This is a genomic window from Rhodospira trueperi (assembly GCF_900101965.1).
GTDB lineage: Bacteria > Pseudomonadota > Alphaproteobacteria > Rhodospirillales > Rhodospirillaceae > Rhodospira > Rhodospira trueperi.
Genome location: NZ_FNAP01000002.1, coordinates 19,680 through 44,544, shown reverse-complemented (window position 1 = coordinate 44,544; position 24,865 = coordinate 19,680). Strand labels below are relative to the sequence as shown.

The following is a 24,865-nucleotide window of genomic DNA, read 5'->3' as shown; positions in this document are numbered from 1 at the left end:
CGGATGTCCGTCCCCATTTTTCACCCCCGCCTTGGTTTCGCGGGATGCATCCGCTATCAACGGGTCATCCCTGATCCTGTCCACCCCGACGCGGCACGGTGGCCCCCATGCTTGGCTCATCCCTGAAGTTCGGAACCAGCGGCCTGCGCGGTCTGGCGGCCGAGTTGAACGGGCCGCCGACCCAGGCGTGGTCGCGCGCGTTTCTGGCCGTGCTGCTGGACCGCGCTGCGCTGCGGCCCGGCGATGCGGTCTATGTCGGCCGCGACCTGCGGGAGTCGAGCCCGGATATCGCCGCCCTGTGCCTGTCGGCCGTCCGCGACAGCGGGCTGGAGCCAGTCGATTGCGGCGCTGTGCCGACCCCGGCGTTGGCGGCGTTCGCCATGGCGCGGGGCGCGCCGGCGATCATGGTGACGGGAAGCCACATCCCCGGGGACCGCAACGGGCTCAAGTTCTATCGGGCCGATGGCGAGATCGACAAGGCGGACGAGGCGGCCATCGTGGCGGCACACGGGGCGCTGTCGCGGGACGCGGCCCCGGCCCCGTCCGTCCCACAGACCGCCGCGCCGGATCCGGCCGCCCTGGATGCGTTCCGGGTCCGCTCCACCGGATTTCTGCCCCGGGGCGCGCTGTCCGGCCTCAGGGTCGGCGTCTATCAGCAATCCTCGGTCGCGCGCGACCTGATGATGGAAGTGCTGGCCGACCTGGGCGCGGAGGCGGTGGCGCTGGGGCGCTCCAAAACCTTCGTGCCCGTCGATACGGAGGCGCTGCGGCCGGAGGACACCGATCTGCTCGCCCGCTGGAGCCAAGAGGGCGGGTTCGATGCCATCGTCTCGACCGACGGCGACGCCGACCGCCCGCTCATCGCCGATGAGACCGGCCGGTTCGTGCGCGGCGATCTGGTGGGGGCGATCACGGCGGCCTGGGCCGGCGCCGACGTGATCGTCGTGCCGGTCACAGCCAACTCGGCGCTGGAGGCGTGCGGGCGCTTTGGGCGCGTCGCGCGCACCCGCGTCGGCTCCCCCCATGTTCTCGCCGGCATGGCGGAGGAGGCCCGCCGGGGCGCGGAGCGGATCGTCGGCTTCGAGGCCAACGGCGGCGTGATGCTGGGCTCCGATCTGGAGCGCGACGGCCGCCGCCTCGGCGCCCTGCCGACCCGCGACAGCCTGCTGCCCATTCTGGCCTGCCTGAGCGAGGTCGCGGCGCAGAGCCGGCCCCTATCCGCCATCGCCGATGACTTCGGGTTCCGCGCCGCCCTCAGCGACCGGCTCCAGAACGTCCCCCAGGACCGCAGCGCGGCGTTTGTCGCCCGCTTGATGACAGCGCCGGCGGCGGCCATCCTGTCGGAGCTTGGACCCGTCGAGACCGTCGATACGACCGACGGCGTGCGTCTGCACCTGGAGAGCGGGACCGTCGTCCACTACCGCGCCTCCGGCAACGCGCCGGAGCTGCGCTGTTACGTCGAGGCGGCGACGGCGGCCGACGCCCATGCGCTGCTCGACCGGGGCATGGCGCTGGCCGCGCGGCAGACCGCCGCAAAGCCCGAGACGCACTGATCCAGGGGGCGGATGATATCGCAGTCCCATCGCTCGACCCTGCGGTTCGGTCGCCACACCCCGTTCACTTCGTTCGTCCCCCCATCACCGGAGACCGACCGATGAAACCGATCCACCGCATTCTCCTGACCGGGGCCGCCGGTGCGCTGGGGCGGCAGTTGCGCCCGGTTCTGCCGAAGCATTGCGCGCACCTGCGCGTCACCGACGTCGCGCCGCTGGACCCGCCCGGCGCGCACGAGGAGGCGATCCAGGCCGATCTGGCCGACCCCGCTCCGGTGCTGGCGATGACCCGGGACGTGGACGCCGTGGTGCACATGGCCGGCAAGGGCATGGAGGCGCCCTTCGACGACATCCTGCGCGGCCACATGCTGGGCCTGTACAACGTGTTCGAGGGCGCGCGGAAGAACGGCGTGCGCCGTGTGATCTGGGCCAGTTCGATCCACGCCGTCGGCTTCTATCCCTTCAGCCAGGTGTTGGACAGCCGCACGCCGCCGCGCCCCGACAGCAACTACGGCACGGCCAAGGCGTACGGCGAAGGGCTGGCGCAATACTACTGGGACAAGTACGGCATCGAGTCGGTTTCCCTGCGCATCTGCTCATGCTTTCCGGAACCGAAGGACCGCCGCATGCTGTCGACGTGGCTCAGCTACGCCGACCTCGCGCGTCTGGTCGGCGCTGCCCTGACCTGCACCCGACCGGACCATTCGATCATCTTCGGGGTGTCGGCCAACGCCACCGCGCCCTATGACAACCGGTACGCCGCGCATATCGGCTACCGGCCGGAGGACACGGCCGAGGCCTACCGGGAGCAGGTGGAAGCGGCCAACCCGCCCTACGCGCCCGGCGCGCCGGAGATCGCCACGCACGGCGGCGCCTTCGCGACCTTCGGGCACTTCGACGACTGAGACCACCCGGATCGAGAGCCCGTCCGCGCGGTGTATCCGGTGCCCTGTTCCCTTGCCGCCCGAACGATGCCACGATGCGCCGCGCGGAGTGGGGCACGTCGGGGCACGCCATGGTCAACAAAAACACACCGGTGTTCGTTGTTCTCAATCAGACCGGGCTCAAGACGGCGCGACAGGTCGCGCCCGTCCTGCCGGGGGCGGAGGTCCATGGCCTGATGGGCCGGGTCCAGGGCACGGATGCCGTCTTCACGGGCGCGGTCGGCCACCTGCGCGCTCTGTTCCGGGGCCACCGGCCGATCATCGCCCTGTGCGCGACCGGCATTATCGTCCGAGCCCTGGCCCCACTGCTGATCGACAAGCGCGGCGAGCCGCCCGTTCTCGCCCTGGCGGCCGACGGCTCGTGCGTCATTCCCCTGCTGGGCGGACACCTGGGCGCCAATGCGATCGCCCAGCGCATCGCCAGCGCCCTGGGCATCGCCCCCAGCCTGACCACCGCCGGCGATCTGACGGCCGGCGTGGCGCTCGACGCGGTCCCGGACAACTGGCGGATCGAGAACCTTCCGGCCGCCCGCAAGGCCATGGCGGCCCTGATCGACGACCTGCCCGTTGGCCTGGACAGCGCGGTCGACGAGGGCCTGATCGGCTGGCTTCTGGGCGAGGGGACGGCGTTCGTCCGCCTGCGCCCCGACTCCTGCGACGAAGCCGAGAGCGGCCGCGAGCACCATGGGCCGGTGGTGCGCGTCTCCGACCGGCGCGACGCGGTGACCGCCGGGTGTTCGGCCGACCGCGCCCCGCCCCTGGTGCTGCGTCCGCCGACCCTGGCCCTGGGCGTGGGCTGCGCGCGCGGCTGCGCGCCCGACGAACTGGAGAATCTGGTCCGGGAAACGCTGGCCCACCAAGGCTTGGCCCAGGGATCGGTCGCCTGTGTCGTCTCCATCGACGTCAAGGCCGACGAGCCCGCCGTTCTGGCCCTGGGCGAGTCCCTCGACGTACCCGTGCGCTTTCTGGATGCCGAGACGCTGGAGCGCGAGACGCCCCGGCTCGCCAATCCCTCCGAAACCGTGTTCGCCGAGGTTGGCTGCCACGGGGTCGCGGAGGCCGCGGCGCTGGCCGCCGCCGGGCCCAACGGAACGCTGTTGGTCCCCAAGCGGAAAAGCCCCCATGCCACCTGCGCGGTGGCCCGGACGCCAGCCGGCATCGCGGCGGACACGGTCGGGCATCCGCGCGGGGTTCTCCATGTCGTCGGCATCGGCCCGGGGGCCGACGTCTGGCGCACGCCGGAGGTCAGCGCCGCCATCGCCAACGCCACCGATCTGGTGGGATACCGCCTGTACCTGGATCTTCTTGGCGACGGCCAGCTCGGCAAGGCCCGCCATGCCTCGGACCTGGGAGCGGAGAGCGAGCGTGTCGGCCTGGCCCTCAATCTGGCCGCCCGGGGCCGCCGGGTGGCGCTGGTCTGCTCGGGGGATCCGGGCATCTACGCCCTGGCCACCCTGGTCTTCGAACTGATGGAACGTGAGAACCGGGACGACTGGCGCCGCGTGGAGGTCACGGTCTGCCCTGGCTTGTCGGCGATGCAGGCGGCAGCGGCCCGGGCGGGAGCGCCGCTGGGGCATGACTTCTGCGCCGTTTCCCTGTCCGACCTGCTGACCCCGCGCGAGGCGATCGAGCGCCGGCTGGCGGCGGCCGCCGAGGGCGATTTCGTGGTGGCGCTGTACAATCCGGTGTCGCGCCGCCGTCGCGACCTGTTCGCCCACGCGCGCGAGGTACTGCTGCGTCACCGGCCGGCGGAGACGCCGGTGATCATCGCGCGCAACCTGGGGCGCGAGGCCGAATCGGTGTCGGTGACCACCCTGGAGGCGCTCGACATCGAGGCCGTGGACATGCTGACCATCGTGCTGGTGGGCGCCAGCACGACCCGCCAGTGGGGCGGGCGCGTCTACACCCCGCGCGGCTATGCCGGAAAGTGGCAGGACGCGGCGGACGGGACGTTTTCGGGAATGACGCCGTGACCGTCTTTTTCATCGGCGCCGGCCCCGGCGCGCCAGACCTGATCACCGTGCGCGGACAGGCGCTGATCCGCCGCTGTCCCGTGATCCTGTACGCCGGCTCGCTGGTGCCCCGCGCGGTGCTGAACGAGGCGGCGCCGGACGCGCGAGTCATCGACACCGCCCCGCTGCATCTGGAGCAGTTCCTCGACGAGATCGTGGCCGCCCACGGCGCCGGCCTGGACGTGGCCCGGGTGCATTCCGGCGACCCCAGCCTGTACGGCGCCATCGGCGAGCAGATTCGGCGTCTGGACGGGTTGGGCATCCCCTGGGAAATCGTGCCCGGCGTGCCCGCCTTCGCCGCCGCCGCCGCCACCCTGGGCCGCGAACTGACGCTGCCCGGTGTCTCGCAGACGGTGATCCTGACCCGCACGGCGACGCGCAGTTCGGCCATGCCGGAGGGCGAGGACCTGGAGACCCTGGGCCGCAGCGGCGCCACCCTGGCCATTCACCTGTCGGTGACGAATCTGGCGCATGTGGTGCGGGCGCTCACCCCCGCCTACGGCGCCGACTGTCCGGTGGCGGTGGTCCATCGGGCGAGTTGGCCGGATGAACAGGTGGTCACCGGCACCCTGGCGACCATCCGCGACTCGGTAAAGGCGGCCGGGATCACGCGCACGGCGCTGATCGTGGTCGGCCGCGTGCTGGACCCGGAGGCGGGATTCGACGACAGCCGCCTGTATGCCGCCAGCCATCATCACGTGCTGCGACCGCGCGGCGGTTGACCGCGCCCGAAGGACGGACATAGTACCGCCATTCTGATCGGGGACATGTGTCCGTCCCACCGGTTTCCCTTCCTTCTCGCCCGGACGTCCGCCATGACCCGCTCCGTTCCCGTGTCCGCCGTGCTTTCTGCGCTGATCGCCTCGCCGACGAACTGGTTGTACGCCGCCTGGGCTCATCCCATGGCCATGGTGTACATGGTGCTCGGCCTGATCGCGCTGACCCTGGAAAACGTCGGCGTGCCCGACGTGACCGTGTTCGGCGACAGCATCACCGCGAAATACCTGGTGGAGATCGGGCTGATGATCTGCGGCGTCGGCTTCGCCATGGCGGTGGCCATGGACTGGGGCCTGCGCCGCACCGGATGGTGGCCGCGTCAGATGCGCATCGTCGCCATTGCCGTCGTCACGGGCGTGGCCGCCGCCAGCCTGTTCGGCATGCCGGATGCCTTCCTGGCGCGGTTCTATCCCTATCTGTTCTGGCAGGTCGGCGCCGTTGCCCTGGCCCTGTACTTCGCCCTGCGCCCGCCCCGGGACGTCCCCACGCCGGACGCGGCACAACTGACCGGGTGGTATGGTGGCCAGCGGGTGCTGCTCAGCGCGGCGACGACCTGGGTTCTGGCGACCATCCTGGGCGCCGGTGTGACGGTGGCCCTGATCGCGCTCGACGAACTGCTGGGCTTCCACGTTTCCTCAGACGTATATGCCGAGGTCTGGATTCTGGCCTACGCGCTGGTTTGGCCGATGTCGTTCCTGGTGGGCGCCGAACTGGCGCTGCCGGAGGAAACGCACGAGCGGCGCCCGGTGCCGGAAACGCCGCCGCGCTGGATCGCGGTCACCGTGGGGTGGGCGCTGATTCCGCTGGCGCTGCTGTATCTGGTGATCCTGTACATCTATCTGGTTCAGTTGATGCTGGGCATGGCGACCGACCTCGTGAGCGTCGCCGGCCTGAACGCCGCCTACCTGGCGTTCGGTGTGGCCACCCACACGGCGGCGCTGCCGCTGGCGCGGGCCGGAAACGGCCTCGCCCTGGCCTACCGCCGCGTTTTCCCCTGGAGCGTGCCGGCCCCGCTGGCGGCGCTGATCTGGGCCTTGTCGCTGCGCCTGTTCGAGTACGGCATGACCGAGCCGCGCGCGATCCTGACCGTCGTCGTGCTGTGGCTGGTGCTGCTGCTGCTGGTCTGGATGGCACGGGGCGCCGCCGCCGGGCCGGCCACGCCCGTGGGCCTGCTGGGGGTGTTGCTGCTGCTGTCGGGCAACGGCCACTGGGGGGTCCAGTCGGTGTCGATGGCCAGTCAGGACCGCGCCCTGCGCGACCTGCTGGCCGAGCACGGCATGATGAACGAAAGCGGGCAGGCGGTGCCGGCCGTTGAGCCGCTGCCCGAGGCGCAGGCGGAACGGGTCGTGGACCTGCTGGAGTACTTCGACGAGCGGGCCAGCAACTTCCGGATCGCATACCTGTTCCCGGCCGAACAGGGGACGGCGGATGAGCGCATCGTCTATCTGGACCTGGAGTCGGTCGCGCCCCGCGTCATAACGTCCCTGACCCTGGAGGCCGAGCCGGATCGCAACACGGTACCCGTCAGCGGGTACGACGAGGTCGTGCCGCTATCCGTAATCTTCGGTGGGAACACGGACCCGATTCGCGTCGGGGAGTATGCGCTGGAGGTCGAGGGTCTGACGCTCACCGTCCGGCCGGAGGGCGGTCCGCCGCAGATGTTCGGCCTCGCCCCGCTGCTGGACGCGGCGCGGGCCGGCCGATCCCCCGAAGACCTCGATGCCACGTTGGAGGGTGTTGTTTCCCTGGCGCCCGACGTCATGGAGAGGACGGCCACCGGGGCAAACGGCTGGCGAGCGCGGCTGGCGGTCGACATGCTCAACCTGCGGCACGACGGCACCGGCGCCCCCGACGGCATGGAGGTCTTGTCGCTGGATGGCCTGCTGGTCGTGGATCGGCCGCAGGAGTGAACCCGGCGCCGGAGGGTCCCGGCTTGACAGCAGCAGTTCTCGTTGTGGCTGAGGGATATCGGTCCTGGACAACGCCGCGGGGACTCCTCCCCCCGTCGGGGGGAGGCTGGGAGGGGGGGCGCGTTGGTTTTCGCGCGGATCAAGCTTGCCGCATCAACCCCACCCCAGCCCTCCCCTATCCAGGGGAGGGAGTCCGGTTTGCGCCAAGGGCACTCGCCGGACGTCTACCAAAGGAACTGTGACCCCCGTGGGTCCATCCTGGGAACTGACGCGGGGTTGACCCGCCGTTTGCCGGATCCGCCCCACGGCCTTATAGTCGGCGCCGTTTTTCATCCTGCCCCGACACACCACCACACCGTCTGATAGGTGAGGATCATGGCGCACTGGACCCTGGATGACGTCGCCTGGGAGGCCTTTGACCCCGCCCGGGTCGATCCCGATCTGTTGTGCATCATCAAGGCCGCCGCCCTGACCGAGCGCAACAGCGCCCATTACTCGAAGTACCTGTGCAACGTCTTTCGGGGCGACGAGGCGTTCTGCGCCGAGGCCGACCGCTGGTCGGCGGAGGAGGTGCAGCACGGCGACGCCCTGGGACGCTGGGCCGAACTGGCCGATCCGGGCTTCGATTTCGAGGCGACGTTCAGGCGCTTCACCGAGGGCTATGTGATCCCAACCGACGTCGAGGACTCGGTGCGCGGCTCGCGCGGCGCCGAGATGGTGGCCCGTTGCATCGTCGAGACCGGCACCTCCAGCTTCTATTCCGCCCTGCGCGACGCCACCGACGAACCGGTGCTCAAGGACCTGTGCCGGCGCATCGCGGCGGACGAGTTCCGCCATTACAAGCTGTTCTATTCCACCCTGAAGCGCTGCCTGGAGCACGAGTCGCTGAGCCGCCGGCGCCGCCTGATGGTGGCCCTGGGCCGCATGCAGGAAAGCGAGGACGACGAACTGGCCTTCGCCTATCACTGCGCCAACACACCGGACCAGCCCTACGACCGCGCCGCCAGCAGCGCCGCCTATGGCGCGCGGGCCTTCTGCCACTACCGGCGCGGCCACATCGACCGCGCCACCGCCATGGTCATGAAGGCCGCCGGGCTGGCCCCGCACGGCCGGTTGGGCCGGGTCTTCGGCGGCGCCCTGTGGCGCTATCTGCGCTTCCGGCTGTGGCGGCTGGGCGATGAGGTGCCGCGCGCGGCCAAGCGCGCCGACGCGGCGGCGTGAGCACCTGACCCCGCATGGCCAAAGCCCCCGCCCGCACCTTCGTCTGCCAGTCCTGCGGCGCCGTCACCCCGAAGTGGGCCGGGCGCTGCGAGGCGTGCGGCGAGTGGAACACCATCGTCGAGGAAACCGCGCCGGAGCGCCCGCCCGGCGCCGGCACCGGCGGCAAGGGCGGCCGCTCCATCGCGTTTGTCGGCCTGAAGGGCGAAGGCAAGCCGCCGCCCCGGCGCCTGACCGGCATCGCCGAACTGGACCGGGTGTGCGGCGGCGGGCTGGTGGCGGGCTCGGCGTTGCTGGTGGGGGGCGATCCGGGCATCGGCAAGTCAACGTTGCTGCTCCAGGCCACCGCCGCGCTCGCCGGGGAGGCCCCCGTGGCCTACATCTCCGGCGAGGAGGCGGTGGAGCAGGTGCGCCTGCGGGCCGCTCGCCTGGGGCTGGCCGAGGCCCCGGTGATGCTGGCCAGCGCCACCAGTCTACGCGACATCGTCGCCACCCTGGACGGGCCCGACACGCCGGGCGTGGTGGTGATCGACTCGATTCAGACCATGTACGCCGACACCCTGGAGTCGGCGCCCGGCACGGTCGCCCAGGTGCGCACCTGCGCCCATGAGCTGATAAGGCTGGCCAAGCGGCGCGGCTTCACGCTGTTCCTGGTCGGCCATGTGACCAAGGAGGGCACCCTGGCGGGCCCCCGCGTCATGGAGCACATGGTCGATACCGTGCTCTACTTCGAGGGCGAACGCGGCCACCCGTTCCGCATCCTGAGGGCGGTCAAGAACCGCTTCGGCGCCACCGACGAGATCGGCGTGTTCGAGATGACCGACGCCGGCCTGATGGAAGTCGCCAACCCGTCCTCGCTGTTCCTGGCGGAACGGCGCGGCAACGTGGCCGGGGCCTGCGTGTTTGCCGGCATCGAAGGCAGTCGCCCGGTTCTGGTGGAGATCCAAGCCCTGGTGGCGTCGGCCGGCGGCGGCTCGCCCCGGCGCGCGGTGGTCGGCTGGGATTCGTCCCGACTGGCGATGGTGCTGGCGGTGCTGGAGGCCCGATGCGGCCTTGCCCTGACGGGCTATGACGTATATCTCAACATCGCCGGGGGATTGCGGGTCAGCGAACCGGCGGCCGATCTGGCGGTGGCGGCGGCCCTGGTGTCCTCGTCGACGGGGGTGCCCGTGCCGGCGGAGATGGTGGTGTTCGGCGAGATCGGCCTGTCGGGCGAGCTGCGGCCGGTCACGCAGACGGACGCCCGCCTGAAGGAGGCCGCCAAGCTCGGGTTCAACGCCGTCATGATGCCGGCTCGATCAGGGGCGCGGACGGGCGGCGGAACCGGAGGCGGCCTGGAGCGGCACGTCGTCGGCCATGTGCAGGACCTGACGGCCACCCTCGGCATGGACGGGGCCACCCGGCCGGACCGGCGCACCGGGAGGGAGAACGCATGATGGAGAACTGGCCGGTCAATCCGGTGGACATCGTCGTCCTGATTATCCTTGTGATCTCGGGGGCCCTGGCCTTCTTCCGGGGGTTCGTGCACGAGGTCCTGGGCATCGGCGCCTGGATCGGTGCCATCCTGGCCGCCATCTATGGCCTGCCGCACGCCCAGCCGTACGTCCGGCAGTACATCCCCATCGACTGGGCCGCCGACTTGGCCGCCGTGATCGTGATCTTCCTGGGGGTCCTGCTCGTTCTGTCGTTCATCACGGCCGTGATCGCCCGCCGGGTGCAGGAAAGCGCTTTGAACACCGTCGACCGCACGTTGGGATTCCTGTTCGGGTTGGCGCGCGGCGGGGTGATCGTGGTCGTGCTGTATATCGCAGCGTCCTGGCTGGTGCCGCCGGACACCCAGCCGGTCTGGGTGCAGCAGGCCCGCAGCATGCCGACCATCCAGCAAGGCGCCCAAGCCCTGGTGGCGCTGGTGCCGGAGGACCTGATTCCCGGCGAGGAGGGAACACCGGCCGAGCCCGGCGCGGAGGCCCCCGGAACCGGCCTGCTTGATCGGACCATCCGCGATGACCTGATGCGCTCCGACGAGTCGGGGCGCACCGGGGCCAACCAGTAGTGCCGGGCGCGCGCGCCAAGACCGCCCCGCGCGACCGCGCCCGTCCGGCCCATACGGAGCCACTTGTGACACCAACACCCCGCAAGGCGTCCCTCTTGCCCCCCCCTGGGACACCGCTGATCTACGATCCCGCCACCGACCGTCTGCGCGAGGCTTGCGCGGTGTTCGGCATTCTCGGCACCACCGACGCGGCGGCCCATGCCGCGCTCGGCCTGCACGCCCTGCAACACCGAGGTCAGGAAGCCACCGGCATCGTCTCCCATGACGGCGACCGCTTTAACGCCCACCGGGACCAGGGGCACGTCGGCGACGTGTTCTCGTCCCCGGCGGTGATGGACCGGCTGGTCGGCGACGCGGCCATCGGCCACAACCGGTACTCGACCACCGGCGAATCCAATCCCCGCAACGTCCAGCCGCTGTTCGCCGACCTCGACCTGGGCGGCGTGGCGGTCGCCCACAACGGCAACCTGACCAACGCCCTCACACTGCGCGACGAGTTGATCCGCAAGGGCGCGATCTTCCAGTCCACCACCGATACCGAGGTGATCCTGCACCTGATGGCCCACGCCAAGGGACGCATGGTGGACCGGCTGGTGGAGGCATTGTTGCAGGTGGTCGGTGCCTATTCTCTGGTGCTGCTGACCCGGCAGAAGCTGGTGGGCGTGCGCGACCCCTACGGGGTGCGACCACTCGTCCTGGGCCGGCGCGGCGACGCCCACATCCTGGCGTCGGAATCCTGCGCCTTCGACATCATCGGCGCCGAGTTGGTTCGTGACATCGAGCCGGGCGAAATGGTGGTGATCACCCGTGAGGGGATCGAGAGCTTCCGCCCGTTTCGCCCGGTGCAGCCGCGCCCGTGCCTGTTCGAGTACGTGTATTTCGCACGACCCGACAGCATCATGGCCGGCCGCAGCATCCACGAGACGCGCAAGGCCATCGGCCGGGAACTGGCGCGCGAGGCGCCCGCCGACGCCGACATCGTGGTGCCCGTGCCCGATTCCGGCGTGCCGGCCGCGCTCGGGTTCGCCGAGGGGGCCGGGCTGCCGTTCGACCTGGGCATTATCCGCAATCACTACGTCGGACGCACCTTCATCGAGCCGACCAACGAGATCCGTCACCTGGGTGTGCGCCTGAAGCACAACGGCAACCGCGCCGTCCTGGCCGGCAAGCGCGTGGTGCTGATCGACGATTCCATCGTGCGCGGCACCACCTCCGTCAAGATCGTGCAGATGGTGCGCGAGGCCGGCGCCCGCGAGGTGCATATGCGCGTCGCCAGTCCGCCGATCCGCCATCCCTGCTTCTACGGCATCGACACGCCGACGCAGGCGGAGTTGCTGGCCAGCCGCATGGGCGAGGAGGGCATGGCGAGTTACATCGACGCCGACAGTCTAGCCTTCGTCTCGCTCGACGGCCTGTACCGCGCGCTGGGCGAGCCGGGGCGCGACCCGAACAACCCGCGTTATCTGGACCATTACTTCACGGGAGAGTATCCGATCCCACTGGTGGACGAGGAAGGGGGAAACCGCGCCCGCCAGCTCACCTTGCTGCGGGAAGCGGGCTAGCGCGGCGCATGGCCTGGGGGAACAGGGCCGGCCGGCATGATCAGGGGCACGGGGACCAAGGGGAGAAAGACCGATGGCTGAGATCCACGGACTGGATGAGCTGCTGAACGCGCATCCATTCTTCGCCAGCATGGATCAGCGGATTCTGGACGACCTGGCGGGATGCGCCCGCAACGAGCGGTTCGACGACGGCGACACCGTGTTCAGCGAGGGCGGATTTGCCGACCGGTTCTACATCATCCGGCACGGACAGGTGGCGGTGCAAGTCGCGGTGCCCGGCCGGGGTCCGGTGGTCCTGGAAACGCTGCACGCCGACGATATCCTGGGCTGGTCGTGGCTGGTGCCGCCGTACCGCTGGACGTTTGATGCCCGCGCCGTCGGCCTGCTGCGGGCGGTCAGTCTGGACGCGGTCTGCCTGCGCGCCAAGATGGAGACCGACTCCGAACTGGGCTATCACCTGCTCAACCGGTTCGTGCCGATCATGGGCGAGCGGCTGCGGGCGGCGCGGCTTCAGCTTCTGGACCCCAGCCCGTCGGTGGCGTGACGCCGGAGACCGCTTGGTTCATTCCCTGCCCCTGGCCCTGGCGATGGACAGGGATCCGTAGGTTGGGGTGAGGTGCTGCGCACCGAACCCCAACGTTTCGGCCCGGTGTTGGGGTTCGGTGTTGGGGTTCGGTGTTGGGGTTCGCTTCGCTCACCCCAACCTACGCGTCCGCGAGCGGAGCTCGGATCATGGCGTCATGGCGTTGAGCGCCTCAATCATGCCGCGCCGAATGCCGGGTTCCATGGCGGCATGACCGGCGTCGGGCACCATGACGAGCCGGCTGCAGGGCCAAGCCTGATGCAGATCCCAGGCCGTGCGGGGCGGGCAGACAATGTCATAGCGGCCCTCGACCAGGGTCGCCGGCAGGTGCCGGATGCGCGGCAGATCGCGCAGCAACTGCCCTTCCTCTAGAAAACCGGCGTGGATCATGTAGTGCGCCTCCATCCGCGCCAGCGGCAGACAGGCCTCGGGCGAGCCCTCGGTCAGGCGTGGCACCAGCCGCGAACAGGCTTCCTCGTAGCGGCTCCAGGCCACCGCCGCCGGGCCGTGAATCGACGGTGCCGGATCGCACAGCCGCCGATAATAGCTGTGCAGCGGCGTGGCGCGCTCGTCGGCGGGCAGGAATCCCAGGAAGGCCGCGTGCGCCTCGGGGAAGATCGTGCCCATGCCCGACAGGAACCAGTCGACCTCGATCGCCCGGAACAGGAAGATGCCGCGCAGCACGAAGCCCAGGCAGTGGTCCGGAAAGGTCTGCCCGTAGGCCAGCGCCAGGGTGCTGCCCCAGGAGCCGCCCACCACCAGCCAGCGCTCGATGCCCAGGTGGCGGCGCAGGCGGTCGATGTCGTCCACCAGGTCCCAGGTGGTGTTGGCGTCCAGCGAGGCCCGGGGCGTCGAGCGCCCACAGCCGCGCTGATCAAACAGCACCGCGCGATGGCGTTTCGAATCGAAGAAGCGACGGTACGTCGGGGAGGTCCCGGCCCCGGGGCCGCCGTGCAGAAAGACCACGGGCAGGCCGTCGGGATTGCCGCACTGTTCCCAGTACAGGGCATGGCCCTCCGGCACCGCCAGCACGCCCGACTCGAACGGCGTGGCGGGCGGATGCAGATCGGGCAGGTCCGCATATCTGGTGGTGGCGTTGGCGCTCACGGCGATCCTCTGTCTCACGGTCGGTGGCGGCCGCAGGGCGTGCCCCTGCTTACGACGGCCCACCCCCCAAAGACCACCTTTTTCGATGTCGTCAGCAGGGCAATCTGGTGAACAACGCCTGCGGAGGCACCAATCCACGCGAGCGGTTTCCGCGCGAGCAGAACACGCAGACCGTCATTGCGAGGAACGAAGTCACGAAGCAATGACGGGTTTTGTGTGGGCTTCTGGCCTGGGGTTCTGTCTCGGCGAATGCATCCTCGTTCACCCGATTGCCCTGGTGTCGTCCGACCGATCAGGGCGGGGACGCGCCGCCGTCCAGATCCTCGGGACGGTCGATGTCGCGTGTGCAGGCGGGATCGAGGACCGGAACCCGGATCCGGCGGTCGGGGTGGGCGCGCAGAATGTCCCGGCCGCCGATGTCTCCGCCCAGCGCCTCCAGGGCGGGCCGAAAGCCCGCGCCCCACAGCACCGGATGACCCTCGCGCCCGGCATGGACCGGACGCACGACGGCCCCGGCGGGATCGGGCGCGGCGCGGAAGGCCGCCAGCAGAGCGGGCACGGTTCCGTCCCAGGGGCCGGGCATGTCGCCCAGGGCCACCAGCACGCCGTCCAGTCCGTCCGGCAGGGTGCGCACACCGACCGCCAGGGACCCGCCCATCCCTTCGGCGGTGCGGGAACCGCGCGCGACGGCGAACCCCAGCCCGTCGAGCGCCCCGGCCACGGCATCGGCGTCGCGTCCGACCACCGCGACCCGGATCGCCTCCGGCAACAGGGCGGCCAGCGACGCCGCGCCGTGCCTCACCAGCGGTGCTCCCGCCATATCCAGCAGCAGTTTGTTCGGCCCGCCCATGCGCCGCCCCTGCCCGGCGGCCAGCAGCACGACGCCCAGGCCCCGTCCCCGCGCGATGCCGGTCACGGCTCGTTGGCTCCCGCATTGCCGCGCTCCTCGGCGAGGATCGCCCGCAGGCCCTCGCGGTAGGTCGGATGCAGCAACCGCACGCCCAGCCGCTCCGCGACGCGGTCGGCACGCACGCGCCGGGTCTCGGCGTAGAAGCTGAGCGCCATGGGCGACAGCCCGGCGTCCTCCAGCGCCACCTCGGGCGGCGGCTCGACCCCCAGCAGCGCGCAGGCCTCGGCGACCACATCCTGGGGCGGCGCCGGTTCGCGGTCGGCCAGAGTGTAGATCGTGCCCGGGGATGGGCGGTCCACGGCGGCGGCCAGCACTTGGGCGATGTCGTCCACATGAATACGGCAGGAGACATGCCCCGGCTTGACCGCGCGGTGGGCGCGGCCGGTGCGCACGCTGTCCAGGGCGCTGCGACCCGGCCCGTAGATGCCGGACAGGCGGAACACCTCCACCGGCAGGCCGTGGTCGCGGTGCAGACCCAGCCATGCCGATTCGGCCTCCAACCGGCGGCGGGAACGCGCCTGGGTCGGCACGGTCGGGCTGTCCTCGTCCACCCAGGCGCCGCCGGTATCGCCGTAGATCCCGGTGGTCGAGAGGTACCCCACCCACGCCAAGTCCGGCGCGGCGGCGGCGAAGGCCGGCGTCATCACGTCGAGCACGGGGTCGCCGCCTTCGTCGGGCGGAACCGAGACCAGCACATGCGTCACGTCCCGCAGGATCTCCACCGGCAGCGGGCGGTCGCGGTCGAACACCCGTCCCGTGATGCCGTCCCGGGCCACGGCGGCCGCGCCCGCGTCGGTGCGGGCGGTGCCGCTCACCCGCCAGCCGCGCGCCATCATGACCCGCGCGAACCGGCGCGCGGTGTATCCCAGGCCCAGGCACAGCAGGTGGCGGTCGGACGACATGGACGGGTCTCCTTTCTGGCGTTTCGTGTCATGGCGTGACGGCGGCGCCGCGCCTGCCTATCATCCCGGGCCATGGCGCACGCCGCAACGACGTCGCAGAAACACGGGGGACGGCCATGGACCTGTTGAGGGATACGGCCAAGGCGGGGGTTTGGGTCGCCGGGCTGGCCCTGGGCCTGACGGTCTCGGCCACCGGCGCCCGGGCCGCCGATCTGCCCATCGAGGATCCGCCGGCCGCGTACGCCCAGTGCATGGCTCTGGCAGAGGACCGGCCTCGGGATGCGTTCGGCGCCGCCGTGTCCTGGGAGGGGCTGGGCGGCGGCGAGGCGGCGCGTCACTGCGCCGCCGTCGCCCTGTTCCATATGGGCGCCTTCGCCGAGGCGGCAAGCCGTCTGGAAGCGCTGGCCCGGGAGAGTCGGCAGGCGCTGCCGCTGCGCCTGGATCTGCTCGCCCAGGCCGGCACGGCGTGGCTGTCGGCCGGCCGTCCGGGGCAGGCGGAGGTGGTTCTGGGCACCGCCATCGACCTCGCCGCGCGGCCCGACGAGGGCGTGCCGGCCCTGCTGCCCGGACTGCTGCTGGACCGGGCCACGGCGCGCGCCGACCAGGGCCGCGACTTGGAGGCGGCCCGCGACCTGGACCGCGCCCTGGATCTGAGTCCGGGCGATGCCGAGGCGCTGGCCCTGCGTGCCACCACGCTGCGCCGCCTGGGAGAACTAGACGCGGCGGCGGCCGATGCCCAGGCGGCGCTGGCGGCCCATCCCGACCATCCGGCGGCGCTGTTGGAGAGCGGCAATATCCTGCGCCTTCAAGGGAATCCCGACGCGGCGCGGGCAGCGTGGCTGCGGTTGATCTCGGTGGCGCCGGACGGGCCGGAGGCGGCGGCGGCGCGCGAGAACCTGGCGCGCCTGGACGTCGGCGCCGGAGACCCCTGACCCTCTTTTTTTGAGGTTGGTTTTATGCAATTATCTCAAGAGGCTGGACGGCATTCTTGTGGTCGCGCAAGAGGTTTGTTAGGCTTTGCGCTTGATCCTTTTGCGATGTACACTGATTTTCATCCTTATCCTTAAGGACACGGGAACGGGACGGATGGCTACGGGCGGCACGGGAAAGGGACGCGGGTCCGGTCGGGGAACCGCTCAGGGGACCACCAAGAGCGGTCCCCGCAAGCGCGCGCCGGCGTCCAAGTCGGCCGCGAAGGGAACCACGACGACCCGCGCCCGGACCGCGACGAAGCCCGCCAAGGCGGCCGCCACGAAGGCGACGGCCTCCAAAAAACCGACGACACCGAAAAAGGCCGCCTCCCGGGCCTCGACCCGCAAAAGTGCGCGGAGCGGGCCGGCCTGGGCCGTGTCCGGAAACCGGGGGGCGCGCCATGTCATGGGGTCCAGGCGCGGGGCGATCAGCCGTCGCGCCATGGCCGGAGGGGCGGTGCTGTTCGCGGTCGGCCTGATTGCCGGCCTGAGGCTGCGCCCCGAGGCCCCCGAGGCCCCGGCGACGACCAGCGTGCCAATGCCCCCGCGCCGCCCACCGCCCGGCACCGTGACGCTGGCCGATGTGCCCGACGCCTCCGCCGTGCGCATCGACATGCCCATGGCCGAGGGAGCGTCGCCCGAGGTGCTTCATGCCCCCGCCGCGCCGGCGCGCGTCGTGGTGCCGGATCGATCCATTCTCGCCAGCCGTTTGCCCGAACCCGCGCCCGTGCCCGGCCACAAGCCCGAGCAGGGCCATCACCCGCTCCCCGGAGTGTCCCCCGAAGTATCCATGGCGTCGAACCCGACGCCGGCAGGCGCGGCCCCGGCCTTGGCCCCGGCGGCTGGACCGATGCCGATCACGCCGGCCGGCCTGACCACGCCTGCCGCGCCGCGCGCGCCGCTGTGGCTCGCCAACGCGCTGAACGTGCCCGACCCGGGACGCCACCCCATGGTCGCGGTGGTGATCGACGATCTGGGCCTGGACCGTGCCCGCACCCAGCGGGTGCTGTCGCTGCCGGGACCGCTGACGCTGTCCTTCATGTCCTACGCCAAGGATCTGCCGGCGCAGGCAGCGGCCGGACGCGCGCGCGGCCACGAACGCATGCTGCACATGCCCATGCAACCGAGCAGCGCCGGCATTGATCCGGGACCGGGCGCGCTGATGGTCGAACAGGCGCCGGACGAGATTCGGCGCCGGCTGGAACGCGCCCTGGCGGGGTTCTCCGGATACATCGGACTGAACAACCACATGGGCTCGCGCTTCACCGCGAACGCCGCCGGGATGCGGGTGGTGATGGAGGTGGCGCGGCGCCGCGAGTTGCTGTTCCTGGACAGCCGCACGACGGGATCGTCGGTGGCGCCCCGGCTGGCCCCGGCGGCCGGCGTGCCCTTCCTGGAGCGCACGGTGTTTCTGGATCACGACCCGCAGCGCGGGGCCGTGGACCGGCAACTGGCGGCGCTGGAGCGGCTGGCGTCCCGCCATGGCCACGCGGTGGCCATCGGCCATCCCCGCGACGCCACCATCGCCGCCCTGGCGGCATGGATCGAGCCGGCCCGGGCACGCGGCCTTGCCCTGGTACCGGCCAGCGCCATCGCCCGCTTCGCCCGGTCGGCGTAGGGCCGCGCCACGAACCGCTCGTCTGTCGGCGAGGCGAAGGACGACCTTCGCCCAACCGCCCCGGGCGGGCTCAATCCGCCGGAACGAAACACGATCCCGCGGGACCGAAGAAAAACGCCCCACCGAAGCCGGCAGGGCGTTTTCCTCATTGGCGAATTTTGGTAGCGGAGGAGGGACTCGAACCCCCGACACGCGGATTATGATTCCGCTGCTCTAACCAGCTGAGCTACTCCGCCACGGACGAGGTGCTTGAAAAGGGAGCGGATATATACGGTCCGGCCCGCGCCGTTGTCAAGCGCGGGACCGTGGCCGATGTCCCATGTCTTGACGGCCGGACAGGGCGGGCGTAAGCGAAGGTCATGATCGCCTCCCGCCATGCCGCCCTGGTCGCGTTGCGCCAAGTGCTTGATCGACGCCGGCCCCTGGACGAGGTGCTGGGCGGCGCCGTGGCGGGGCTGGAGGCGCGCGACCGCGCCTTCGTTCATTCCCTGGTCGCCGCCACCCTGCGTCACCTGGGCCGCATCGACGCCCTGCTGGACCGCTGCCTGCAACGGCCGCTGCCGCCGAAGGCGCGCCCGGTGCGTCATGTGCTGCGGCTGGGCGCGGCCCAGCTTCTGGTGCTGGGGATGCCGTCGCACGCGGCCGTCTCGACGGCCGTCGATCTGTGCGTGGCGGCGAAGCAGGGCGGGCACAAGGGGTTGGTCAACGCGGTGCTGCGCCGGCTCGACCGCGAGGGGCGGGCGTGGTGGAACGCCCAGGACGCCCCGCGCCTGAACACGCCGGATTGGCTCTGGAAACGCTGGCGCACGGCCTATGGGGAAGAGACCGCGCGGGCCATTGCCGCCGCCCATCTGCTCCCGGCGCCACTGGATCTGACGCTGCGCGATGCGGCCGGGGCGGCGCTGTGGGCCGACCGCCTGGGGGCCGCGGTCCTGCCCACGGGCAGCCTGCGGCTGCCGCCCGACCATGATCCGGTTGTCAAGCTTCCGGGCTACGCCGAGGGAGCGTGGTGGGTGCAGGACGCCGCCGCCGTCCTGCCGGCGCGTCTGCTCCGCGCGCGGCCGGGGATGCGCGTGCTCGACCTGTGCGCCGCGCCGGGCGGCAAGACCCTGCAACTGGCGGCGGCGGGCGCCGAGGTCACGGCGCTGGACCGCTCGGACGGCCGCCTGAACCGGGTGCGCGAGAACCTGGACCGTACCGGCCTGACGGCGCGGCCGGTCGCCGCCGACGTGCTGACCTGGAGCCCCGACGGGGAACCGTTCGACGCCGTTCTTCTGGACGCGCCCTGTTCCGCCACCGGCACGCTGCGCCGCCACCCGGACGCGCTGTGGCTGAAGACGCCGGAGGCCGTGGCCGGCCTGGCCGAAACCCAGGCGGCGCTGCTGGACGCCGCCGTCCGCCTCGTACGGCCCGGCGGGGTGCTGGTCTACTGTGTCTGTTCGCTGCAACCGGAGGAAGGGCCGACGGTGGTGGCCGGCGCCCTGGAACGGCATGCGGCCCTGTCCCGAGACCCCATTACGCCGGAAGAGGTGGGCTGCCTTGGCGACCTGATCACGCCCGACGGCGACCTGCGGACGCTGCCCTGCCACTTGGCGGAGGTTGGGGGCATGGATGGGTTCTACGCAGCGCGGATGGTGTGGACCGGCTCGTCTTCTGGCGTTGGATGATCCGTCCCGAAATGTCAGCAGTTCTCATTTTGGCCGCACGGCCTCCGAAGTGAACGGCTGGGCGCCCCAGGCGCGAACCGAACGCCCTCCCCTGGATAGGCTATCATATTCACATATCTTCACTTATGCTCGTCATTGCGAGGAGCGAAGCCCAAATAAAATATATGGGGCAATCCAGGGCGGATACTTGCGTTTTGTGCCCTGGATTGCTTCACCTTCGTCTTGCGACGAGGGTGAAGCAATGACGAGTCAAGATGTCGCGCGAGCGAAGAGCCACCGCTTCGGCGGAAAGACGTGTGACTACGATAGCCTCCGGGGGGAGGAGACGGGCGGCACGCTCCGGACCCGAATCATTCATCCGGATCCCGTATGAGAGGATCGTGTTGCGATGTTTCAACGTCTGAAGACCACCCTCATCAATGAGGCCAGAACGTTCGCCCAGATCCGCACCGCCGACCGCCCCTGGCACATGCCGGTGGCGGCGGCCCTGGCCACCGGGGCACCGATGCTGACCGGCGCGTGGTTCGGACACGTGGAGTTCGGGCAGGCCTCGGCGCTGGGCGGGCTGGTGCTGATCTACCTGCCGCCGACGCCCCTGTCGCACCGCATGCTTGTCCTGATGGCCTGCGCCTTCAGCCTGACCGCCTGCTTCACCCTGGGGGTGATCAGCCACTTCTTCCCCCCGGTCATGATGCCGGCGCTGTGCTTCATTGCCATCATGGCCCTGATGGTGGCGCGCTTCTACGGCCTGGGCATGCCCGGCGCGCTGTTCTTCGTCATGGCGGCGTCCATCGGCGCCTACTTGCCGCTGGAGGTGATCGAGGTCCCGCTCTACGTGGGGCTGGTCAGCATGGGGTGCCTGCTGTCCTGCATCATCGGGTTCGCCTACAGCCTCTACGATCTGCGCACCCGCGCGCCGAAACCGGTGCCGCCGCGCCCGGATCCCACCTTCGACTTCATCATCGTCGAGCCGGTGATCATCGGCGCGTTCGTCGGACTGGCCCTGGTCCTGGCGCAGATCCTGGACATGGAAAAAGCCTACTGGGTGCCGGTGAGCTGTCTGGCGGTCATCCAGGGCGCCTCGTCGCTGCGGGCGGTCTGGGAGCGCCAGCTCCACCGACTGGTGGGCACGGCCCTGGGCGTGCTTCTCGCCGGCGTCATCCTGTTGGTGCCGCTGACGCCCTGGACGTTGGCCCTGATCATGATGGCGCTGTCCTTCGCGATCGAGACGATCGTGGTGCGCCATTACGCGTTCGCCGTGGTCTTCGTCACGCCGCTGACCATCCTGCTGGCGGACGCCGCGCACCTGGATGAAACGGGTGCGGCAGGCGCGCTCATGAGCGCCCGTTTCCTGGATACGGTCCTGGGCTGTCTGGTGGGCCTCGCGGGCGGAGTCTGCCTACACAACAGCGGCGTCCGGGACCGGGTTCGCCGCGCGCTGCGGCGCCTGATCCCGGCCCGTCTGGCCGATGGGGGAGCCGCATAGCCACCCGGCGAGTTCGGGAACGCCGCCCGCACACGGCGTTCCCGCGGGAACATGATCCAGAGAACTCGCCGCTGCTGCGCGACGCCTTGAAGCGCCCGGACCGCGCCGACCTGATCGGCCCGGGCAAGCGCCCCCTCCCCTCGTGCCGGCGTATCAGCCCGCCGGCGCACGGGTCGCGGGAAGGGGACGCAGAGCGTCGTGACCACGGGCGCGGTCAGACGTAATGCGCCTCCAGCGGCGCGAAGCCGTTGAAGCCGACGGTGGAATACGTGGTGGTGTAGGCGCCGGTGGACAACAGCCGCAGCCGGTCGCCGGCCTTCAGTGACAGTGGCAGGCGGACGCCGGCGCGGTCGTAGAGCACATCCACGCTGTCGCAGGTGGGACCGGCCAGCACGACCGGGCCGTCCGGCTCGCCGTCCGTCGCGTCCGGCGCGGTGATCGGATAGCGGATGGCCTCGCCCTCGGTCTCCGCCAGCCCGTTGAAACGCCCGGCGTCGAGGAACACCCAGCGGCGCGCCTCCGTCTCGTCCTTGCGGGCCACCAGCACCACCTCGGTCTCCAGCACGCCGGCATCGCCGACCAGCCCGCGCCCGGGCTCGACGATCAGCCGGGGCGGGGCGTCGAACAGGCGAGCCACCGCCTCGCGAATCCGCGCGCCATACGCCGCCACCTCCGGCACTGGCCGGGTGTAGCGGGTCGGCAGGCCGCCCCCCAGGTTCACCATGGACGGCGCCAGACCGTCCGCGCGCAGGTCGCGGAACAGGTCCGCCACCGGCGCCAGGGCATGGTCCCACTGCGCCGGATCGGTCTGTTGCGAGCCGACATGGAACGACAGCCCGACCGGCTCCAGGCCCAACCGCGCCGCCAGCCGCATCAGGTCGCGCGCCATGGCCGACGAACAGCCGAATTTGCGCGACAGCGGCCATTCGGCCCCGGCGTTGTCGGTCAGCAGGCGGCAGAACACCTGGGCACCGGGGGCATGGGCGGCGATCTTGCGCAGCTCCTCCTCGGCATCGAAGGCGAACAGACGCACACCGCGCTCGTGCGCGGCGGCGATGTCGGCCGCCTTCTTGATGGTGTTGCCGTAGGACAGGTGCGCCGGATCGGCCCCCAGGGCCAGGCACAGGTCGATCTCCGGCAGGCTGGCGGTGTCCAGGCGCGCGCCCAGACCGATCAGCCGCGCCACCAGGGGCGGCGCCGGGTTGGCCTTGACGGCGTAGTACACCTCCGCCTCGGGCAACGCGGCCCGCAGGGCGTGATAGTTCGCCTCGACCACGTCAAGGTCCACCACCAGACACGGGGTGGCGGGCCGGCGGTCGAGGAAGGCGGCGATCTTGCGCGTCAGGCCGGGCGCGACCCACTCCGGAGGGCGACGCACGACCGTCAGCGCGGGGCCGCATGGCGCCGGCTCCGGCAGCCGGCAGGCGGGCGGGGGCGCGCAGGACGGATCCGCGCGCAGGGCAATGGAGGACATCGGCCATCTCCACGGGGGAACGCGGGCGCGGGCGCACCCGCGACCGTCATACATCAGGAAACGGTCCCCGGATCAGACGACGCCGCGCTTGTGCTCGGCGATCTGGCTCCGGGTGGTCTCGAAGGCATCGCGGAACACCTGGATCGTCTTCATGGGCTCGGCGTCGCCGCACATGAAGATGTCCAGCGCCGCGTAGCCGCATTCGGGCCACGTGTGGATGCTGATGTGGGATTCGGCCAGCACCGCCACCCCGGACACCCCGCCGTTGGGCGAGAAGTGGTGCAGGTGGATGTGCAGCAGGGTGGCGCCGGCGACCCGGACGGCCTCCCGCATGGCCTGTTCGACACGCTCCAGATCGTCGATGCCCTTGGCCTCCCAAAGGTCGAGGATCAGGTGCCGGCCCGCGAATGTCAGCCCATTCTCGGTAATGAAGTGGTCTAGCCTGTCCTCGCTCATGGGCGGCTCGTTGGGAACGGCCTTGAGGTGGACGGACGGAACGGATCTTACCTCTGCTCGGGCTGCGTGGGCCTCCGCTTCAGTATTCACCGCCAATTGGGGGGACGCATAGCGCATATTCCAGCTCCCTCAAACCAGCGTTGAACCCGAAGGGTCTTGTTTCGTCGAACAAGCCTCATCTGTGGTTGGTGCCAAAAAAGCGAGACGCACCGGTCGGCCCCTGACAAGGGCCGGGTGCGTCCGCAACGGGCGAGCACCATACGGGTTTTGATGGGGTGCGCAAGTGAAATCGGGACCCCCTCAAAACCCCATCATCGGCGCCATCATGCGCGGCAGCAGGCCGGAGAAGCGCAACGGCGCGTCGGTGCCGATGACGCAGATGCAGTCCTCGCCCGAATCGGCGATGGGCTGGTGGTTGTCGTCACGGTCCAGTTCGGCCAGATCGCCGGGCGTGAACCGGCCCTGCTCGTCGGAGAACGAGCCCTGGAGCACCACCGTCAGTTCCAGGCCGGCATGCCCGTGATGCGGCAGCACCCGCCCCGGGGAGATGCGCAGAAGTCGCGCCGTGTCGCGCCCCTTGGGCCGCTGCATCAGGTCGAGCTGGCGCACCCCCGGCGCCACCCACTGCCACCGGGCGTGGGCGATATCGCCGACATAGGCCCGGATCGGCGCCGGCAGCCGAATCCCGTCCTGCCCGGCCTGTCGGGCCGGCGACGAGGTCGCACGGCGCCGCGTCACGGGCGTCGGATCGGCCTGCGCCGACATCGGCGCGTCCAGACGGGCCAGCACGGCGGACAGGGCGCCCTCCGACAGCTTCACCGCCGCGCTGTCCTCCAGCAGGGCGCCGCCCATGGCTTCGGCGTCCGCCACCACGCCCCGGCACGCGGGGCAGTACGTCATGTGTGTCGCGATCAGCAGCGACAGCCCCTCGCCCAGTTGCCCGGCGGCATAGGCGAGCAGTAGCGCCTCGCTGGGGTGGTGCTTCACGGTCATGCCAACTCTTCTCCAACCAGGGCCTTGACCTTGCGGAAGGCCAGACGCAGACGGGATTTCACGGTGCCGAGCGGAATCTCAAGGCGCTCGGCGATCTCGGAATGCGGAATGTCCTCATAGAACGACAACGTGAGCACCTCGGCCTGCTCGGCCGGCAGGGTCGCCATGGCCTCGCGAATGCGGGTCTGTACCTGCGCCGTGGTCAGGTGCGCCTCGGCCGACGGCTCGGGCTCGCCCACCAGCATGGGATCCTCGGCGTCCGGCTCGGGCCGGCGCTCGCGCCGCAACACGTCGATGCGCCGGTTGCGGGCGATGGTGAAGATCCAGGTGCTGACGGCGGCCTTGGACGGGTCGAATTGCGCCGCCTTTCGCCAGACCGTGAGCATCACGTCCTGGGCCAGATCCTCGGCCTCGCTCTCGGCCGCCCCCTGGCGCATCAGGAACCCCTTCACGCGCGGCCCGAAATGCTCGAACAGCGAGACAAAGGCGCCCTGGTCCTGACGTTCGGCGACCGCCCGGACCCAACCGGTCAGGGCGTCGGCGTCCACCGCGAGACTGGTCATGCGCTCACCTCCCCGTTCCCGGGGAGCGGACCCAGCGGGAGATCGACCCGCGGCGCGCGCGGAGAGAACCTCGGGTGCAAGCATCGGTTCGGCTGCCACGTCGTCA

At 70.7% G+C, this 24,865-nt stretch carries 23 protein-coding genes and 1 tRNA gene; 15 read left to right on the top strand and 9 right to left on the bottom strand.

The window, feature by feature from the left end; translation table 11 throughout:
- Window positions 1-107 precede the first annotated feature (107 nt).
- The 10 genes from BLS85_RS03595 to BLS85_RS03550 all read left to right on the top strand — a co-directional run bounded on the left by BLS85_RS03595 (window position 108) and on the right by BLS85_RS03550 (window position 12,573).
- Window positions 108-1,553, top strand: coding sequence for a phosphomannomutase (locus BLS85_RS03595; protein ID WP_092782300.1), 1,446 nt, complete (start codon window positions 108-110; stop codon window positions 1,551-1,553).
- 101 nt (window positions 1,554-1,654) lie between these two features.
- The gene (locus tag BLS85_RS03590) at window positions 1,655-2,458 is read left to right on the top strand and encodes an NAD-dependent epimerase/dehydratase family protein (RefSeq protein ID WP_092782297.1); all 804 of its coding nucleotides are present in this window, start codon (window positions 1,655-1,657) and stop codon (window positions 2,456-2,458) included.
- Between the two features lie 74 nt (window positions 2,459-2,532).
- On the top strand, window positions 2,533-4,470 hold the full coding sequence (cobJ, locus tag BLS85_RS03585) for a precorrin-3B C(17)-methyltransferase (RefSeq protein WP_245699061.1): 1,938 nt from the start codon (window positions 2,533-2,535) through the stop codon (window positions 4,468-4,470).
- Window positions 4,467-5,231 (top strand): precorrin-4 C(11)-methyltransferase, encoded by a 765-nt coding sequence (cobM, locus tag BLS85_RS03580; protein WP_092782294.1) that lies wholly within the window; start codon window positions 4,467-4,469, stop codon window positions 5,229-5,231. The genes cobJ and cobM overlap by 4 nt, the downstream gene beginning before the upstream one ends.
- Window positions 5,232-5,324: 93 nt before the next feature.
- On the top strand, window positions 5,325-7,196 hold the full coding sequence (locus BLS85_RS03575; RefSeq protein WP_176793335.1) for a DUF4153 domain-containing protein: 1,872 nt from the start codon (window positions 5,325-5,327) through the stop codon (window positions 7,194-7,196).
- Between the two features lie 375 nt (window positions 7,197-7,571).
- On the top strand, window positions 7,572-8,417 hold the full coding sequence (locus BLS85_RS03570; RefSeq protein ID WP_092782288.1) for an acyl-ACP desaturase: 846 nt from the start codon (window positions 7,572-7,574) through the stop codon (window positions 8,415-8,417).
- A 14-nt stretch (window positions 8,418-8,431) separates the two neighbouring features.
- On the top strand, window positions 8,432-9,850 hold the full coding sequence (gene radA, locus BLS85_RS03565; RefSeq protein ID WP_092782285.1) for a DNA repair protein RadA: 1,419 nt from the start codon (window positions 8,432-8,434) through the stop codon (window positions 9,848-9,850).
- Window positions 9,847-10,467: a CvpA family protein gene (locus tag BLS85_RS03560; RefSeq protein ID WP_092782282.1), complete on the top strand. Its 621-nt coding sequence runs from the start codon at window positions 9,847-9,849 to the stop codon at window positions 10,465-10,467. Before radA ends, BLS85_RS03560 begins: the two co-directional genes overlap by 4 nt.
- A 116-nt stretch (window positions 10,468-10,583) precedes the next feature.
- Window positions 10,584-12,029, top strand: a complete 1,446-nt coding sequence (gene purF / locus BLS85_RS03555) for an amidophosphoribosyltransferase (protein WP_092783149.1) — start codon at window positions 10,584-10,586, stop codon at window positions 12,027-12,029.
- A 73-nt stretch (window positions 12,030-12,102) separates the two neighbouring features.
- Window positions 12,103-12,573 carry a cyclic nucleotide-binding domain-containing protein gene (locus BLS85_RS03550; RefSeq protein WP_218128277.1) on the top strand — a complete coding sequence of 157 codons (471 nt, stop codon included), beginning with the start codon at window positions 12,103-12,105 and terminating at the stop codon, window positions 12,571-12,573.
- Between the two features lie 186 nt (window positions 12,574-12,759).
- Here BLS85_RS03550 and pip read toward each other — a convergent pair whose 3' ends face one another.
- The 3 genes from pip to BLS85_RS03535 form a co-directional block, all read right to left on the bottom strand.
- A complete protein-coding gene (pip, locus tag BLS85_RS03545; protein WP_245699060.1) occupies window positions 12,760-13,719 on the bottom strand; it encodes a prolyl aminopeptidase in 960 nt (319 codons plus the stop codon).
- A gap of 292 nt (window positions 13,720-14,011) precedes the next feature.
- Window positions 14,012-14,635, bottom strand: coding sequence for a nucleotidyltransferase family protein (locus tag BLS85_RS03540; protein WP_092782279.1), 624 nt, complete (start codon window positions 14,633-14,635; stop codon window positions 14,012-14,014).
- A complete protein-coding gene (locus BLS85_RS03535) occupies window positions 14,632-15,531 on the bottom strand; it encodes an SDR family oxidoreductase (RefSeq protein WP_092782276.1) in 900 nt (299 codons plus the stop codon). The genes BLS85_RS03540 and BLS85_RS03535 overlap by 4 nt, the downstream gene beginning before the upstream one ends.
- Before the next feature lie 116 nt (window positions 15,532-15,647).
- On the opposite strand from BLS85_RS03535, the gene BLS85_RS19600 reads away from it, so the two are divergent.
- Window positions 15,648-16,463, top strand: coding sequence for a tetratricopeptide repeat protein (locus tag BLS85_RS19600; RefSeq protein WP_092782273.1), 816 nt, complete (start codon window positions 15,648-15,650; stop codon window positions 16,461-16,463).
- 204 nt (window positions 16,464-16,667) lie between these two features.
- Here BLS85_RS19600 and BLS85_RS03525 read toward each other — a convergent pair whose 3' ends face one another.
- The gene (locus BLS85_RS03525) at window positions 16,668-16,910 is read right to left on the bottom strand and encodes a hypothetical protein (protein WP_092782270.1); all 243 of its coding nucleotides are present in this window, start codon (window positions 16,908-16,910) and stop codon (window positions 16,668-16,670) included.
- Between BLS85_RS03525 and BLS85_RS03520 the strand changes: the two genes are divergently transcribed.
- Window positions 16,909-18,120, top strand: coding sequence for a divergent polysaccharide deacetylase family protein (locus BLS85_RS03520; protein WP_092782268.1), 1,212 nt, complete (start codon window positions 16,909-16,911; stop codon window positions 18,118-18,120). The genes BLS85_RS03525 and BLS85_RS03520 overlap by 2 nt on opposite strands.
- A 159-nt stretch (window positions 18,121-18,279) precedes the next feature.
- On the opposite strand, the gene BLS85_RS03515 is transcribed toward BLS85_RS03520, so the two are convergent.
- A tRNA-Met gene (locus BLS85_RS03515) sits at window positions 18,280-18,356 on the bottom strand.
- 123 nt (window positions 18,357-18,479) lie between these two features.
- On the opposite strand from BLS85_RS03515, the gene BLS85_RS03510 reads away from it, so the two are divergent.
- From BLS85_RS03510 to BLS85_RS03500, 3 genes are all read left to right on the top strand, one after another.
- The gene (locus BLS85_RS03510) at window positions 18,480-19,787 is read left to right on the top strand and encodes an RsmB/NOP family class I SAM-dependent RNA methyltransferase (RefSeq protein WP_092782266.1); all 1,308 of its coding nucleotides are present in this window, start codon (window positions 18,480-18,482) and stop codon (window positions 19,785-19,787) included.
- Between the two features lie 388 nt (window positions 19,788-20,175).
- Window positions 20,176-21,273, top strand: coding sequence for an FUSC family protein (locus BLS85_RS03505; protein ID WP_143027077.1), 1,098 nt, complete (start codon window positions 20,176-20,178; stop codon window positions 21,271-21,273).
- Entirely contained in the window at window positions 21,156-21,497 is a 342-nt protein-coding gene (locus tag BLS85_RS03500) for a DUF3362 domain-containing protein (protein ID WP_092782264.1), read from the top strand. Before BLS85_RS03505 ends, BLS85_RS03500 begins: the two co-directional genes overlap by 118 nt.
- Here the strand turns inward: BLS85_RS03500 and BLS85_RS03495 are convergent.
- From BLS85_RS03495 to BLS85_RS03480, 4 genes are all read right to left on the bottom strand, one after another.
- Complete coding sequence (locus BLS85_RS03495; protein ID WP_176793384.1) at window positions 21,488-22,618, bottom strand: type III PLP-dependent enzyme; 1,131 nt, start codon at window positions 22,616-22,618, stop codon at window positions 21,488-21,490. The genes BLS85_RS03500 and BLS85_RS03495 overlap by 10 nt on opposite strands.
- 201 nt (window positions 22,619-22,819) lie before the next feature.
- Complete coding sequence (gene speD, locus BLS85_RS03490) at window positions 22,820-23,203, bottom strand: adenosylmethionine decarboxylase (RefSeq protein ID WP_245699059.1); 384 nt, start codon at window positions 23,201-23,203, stop codon at window positions 22,820-22,822.
- Between the two features lie 300 nt (window positions 23,204-23,503).
- The gene (locus BLS85_RS03485) at window positions 23,504-24,196 is read right to left on the bottom strand and encodes a ChrR family anti-sigma-E factor (protein WP_092782256.1); all 693 of its coding nucleotides are present in this window, start codon (window positions 24,194-24,196) and stop codon (window positions 23,504-23,506) included.
- Window positions 24,193-24,759, bottom strand: coding sequence for a sigma-70 family RNA polymerase sigma factor (locus tag BLS85_RS03480; RefSeq protein WP_092782253.1), 567 nt, complete (start codon window positions 24,757-24,759; stop codon window positions 24,193-24,195). The genes BLS85_RS03485 and BLS85_RS03480 overlap by 4 nt, the downstream gene beginning before the upstream one ends.
- Between the last annotated feature and the right edge of the window lie 106 nt (window positions 24,760-24,865).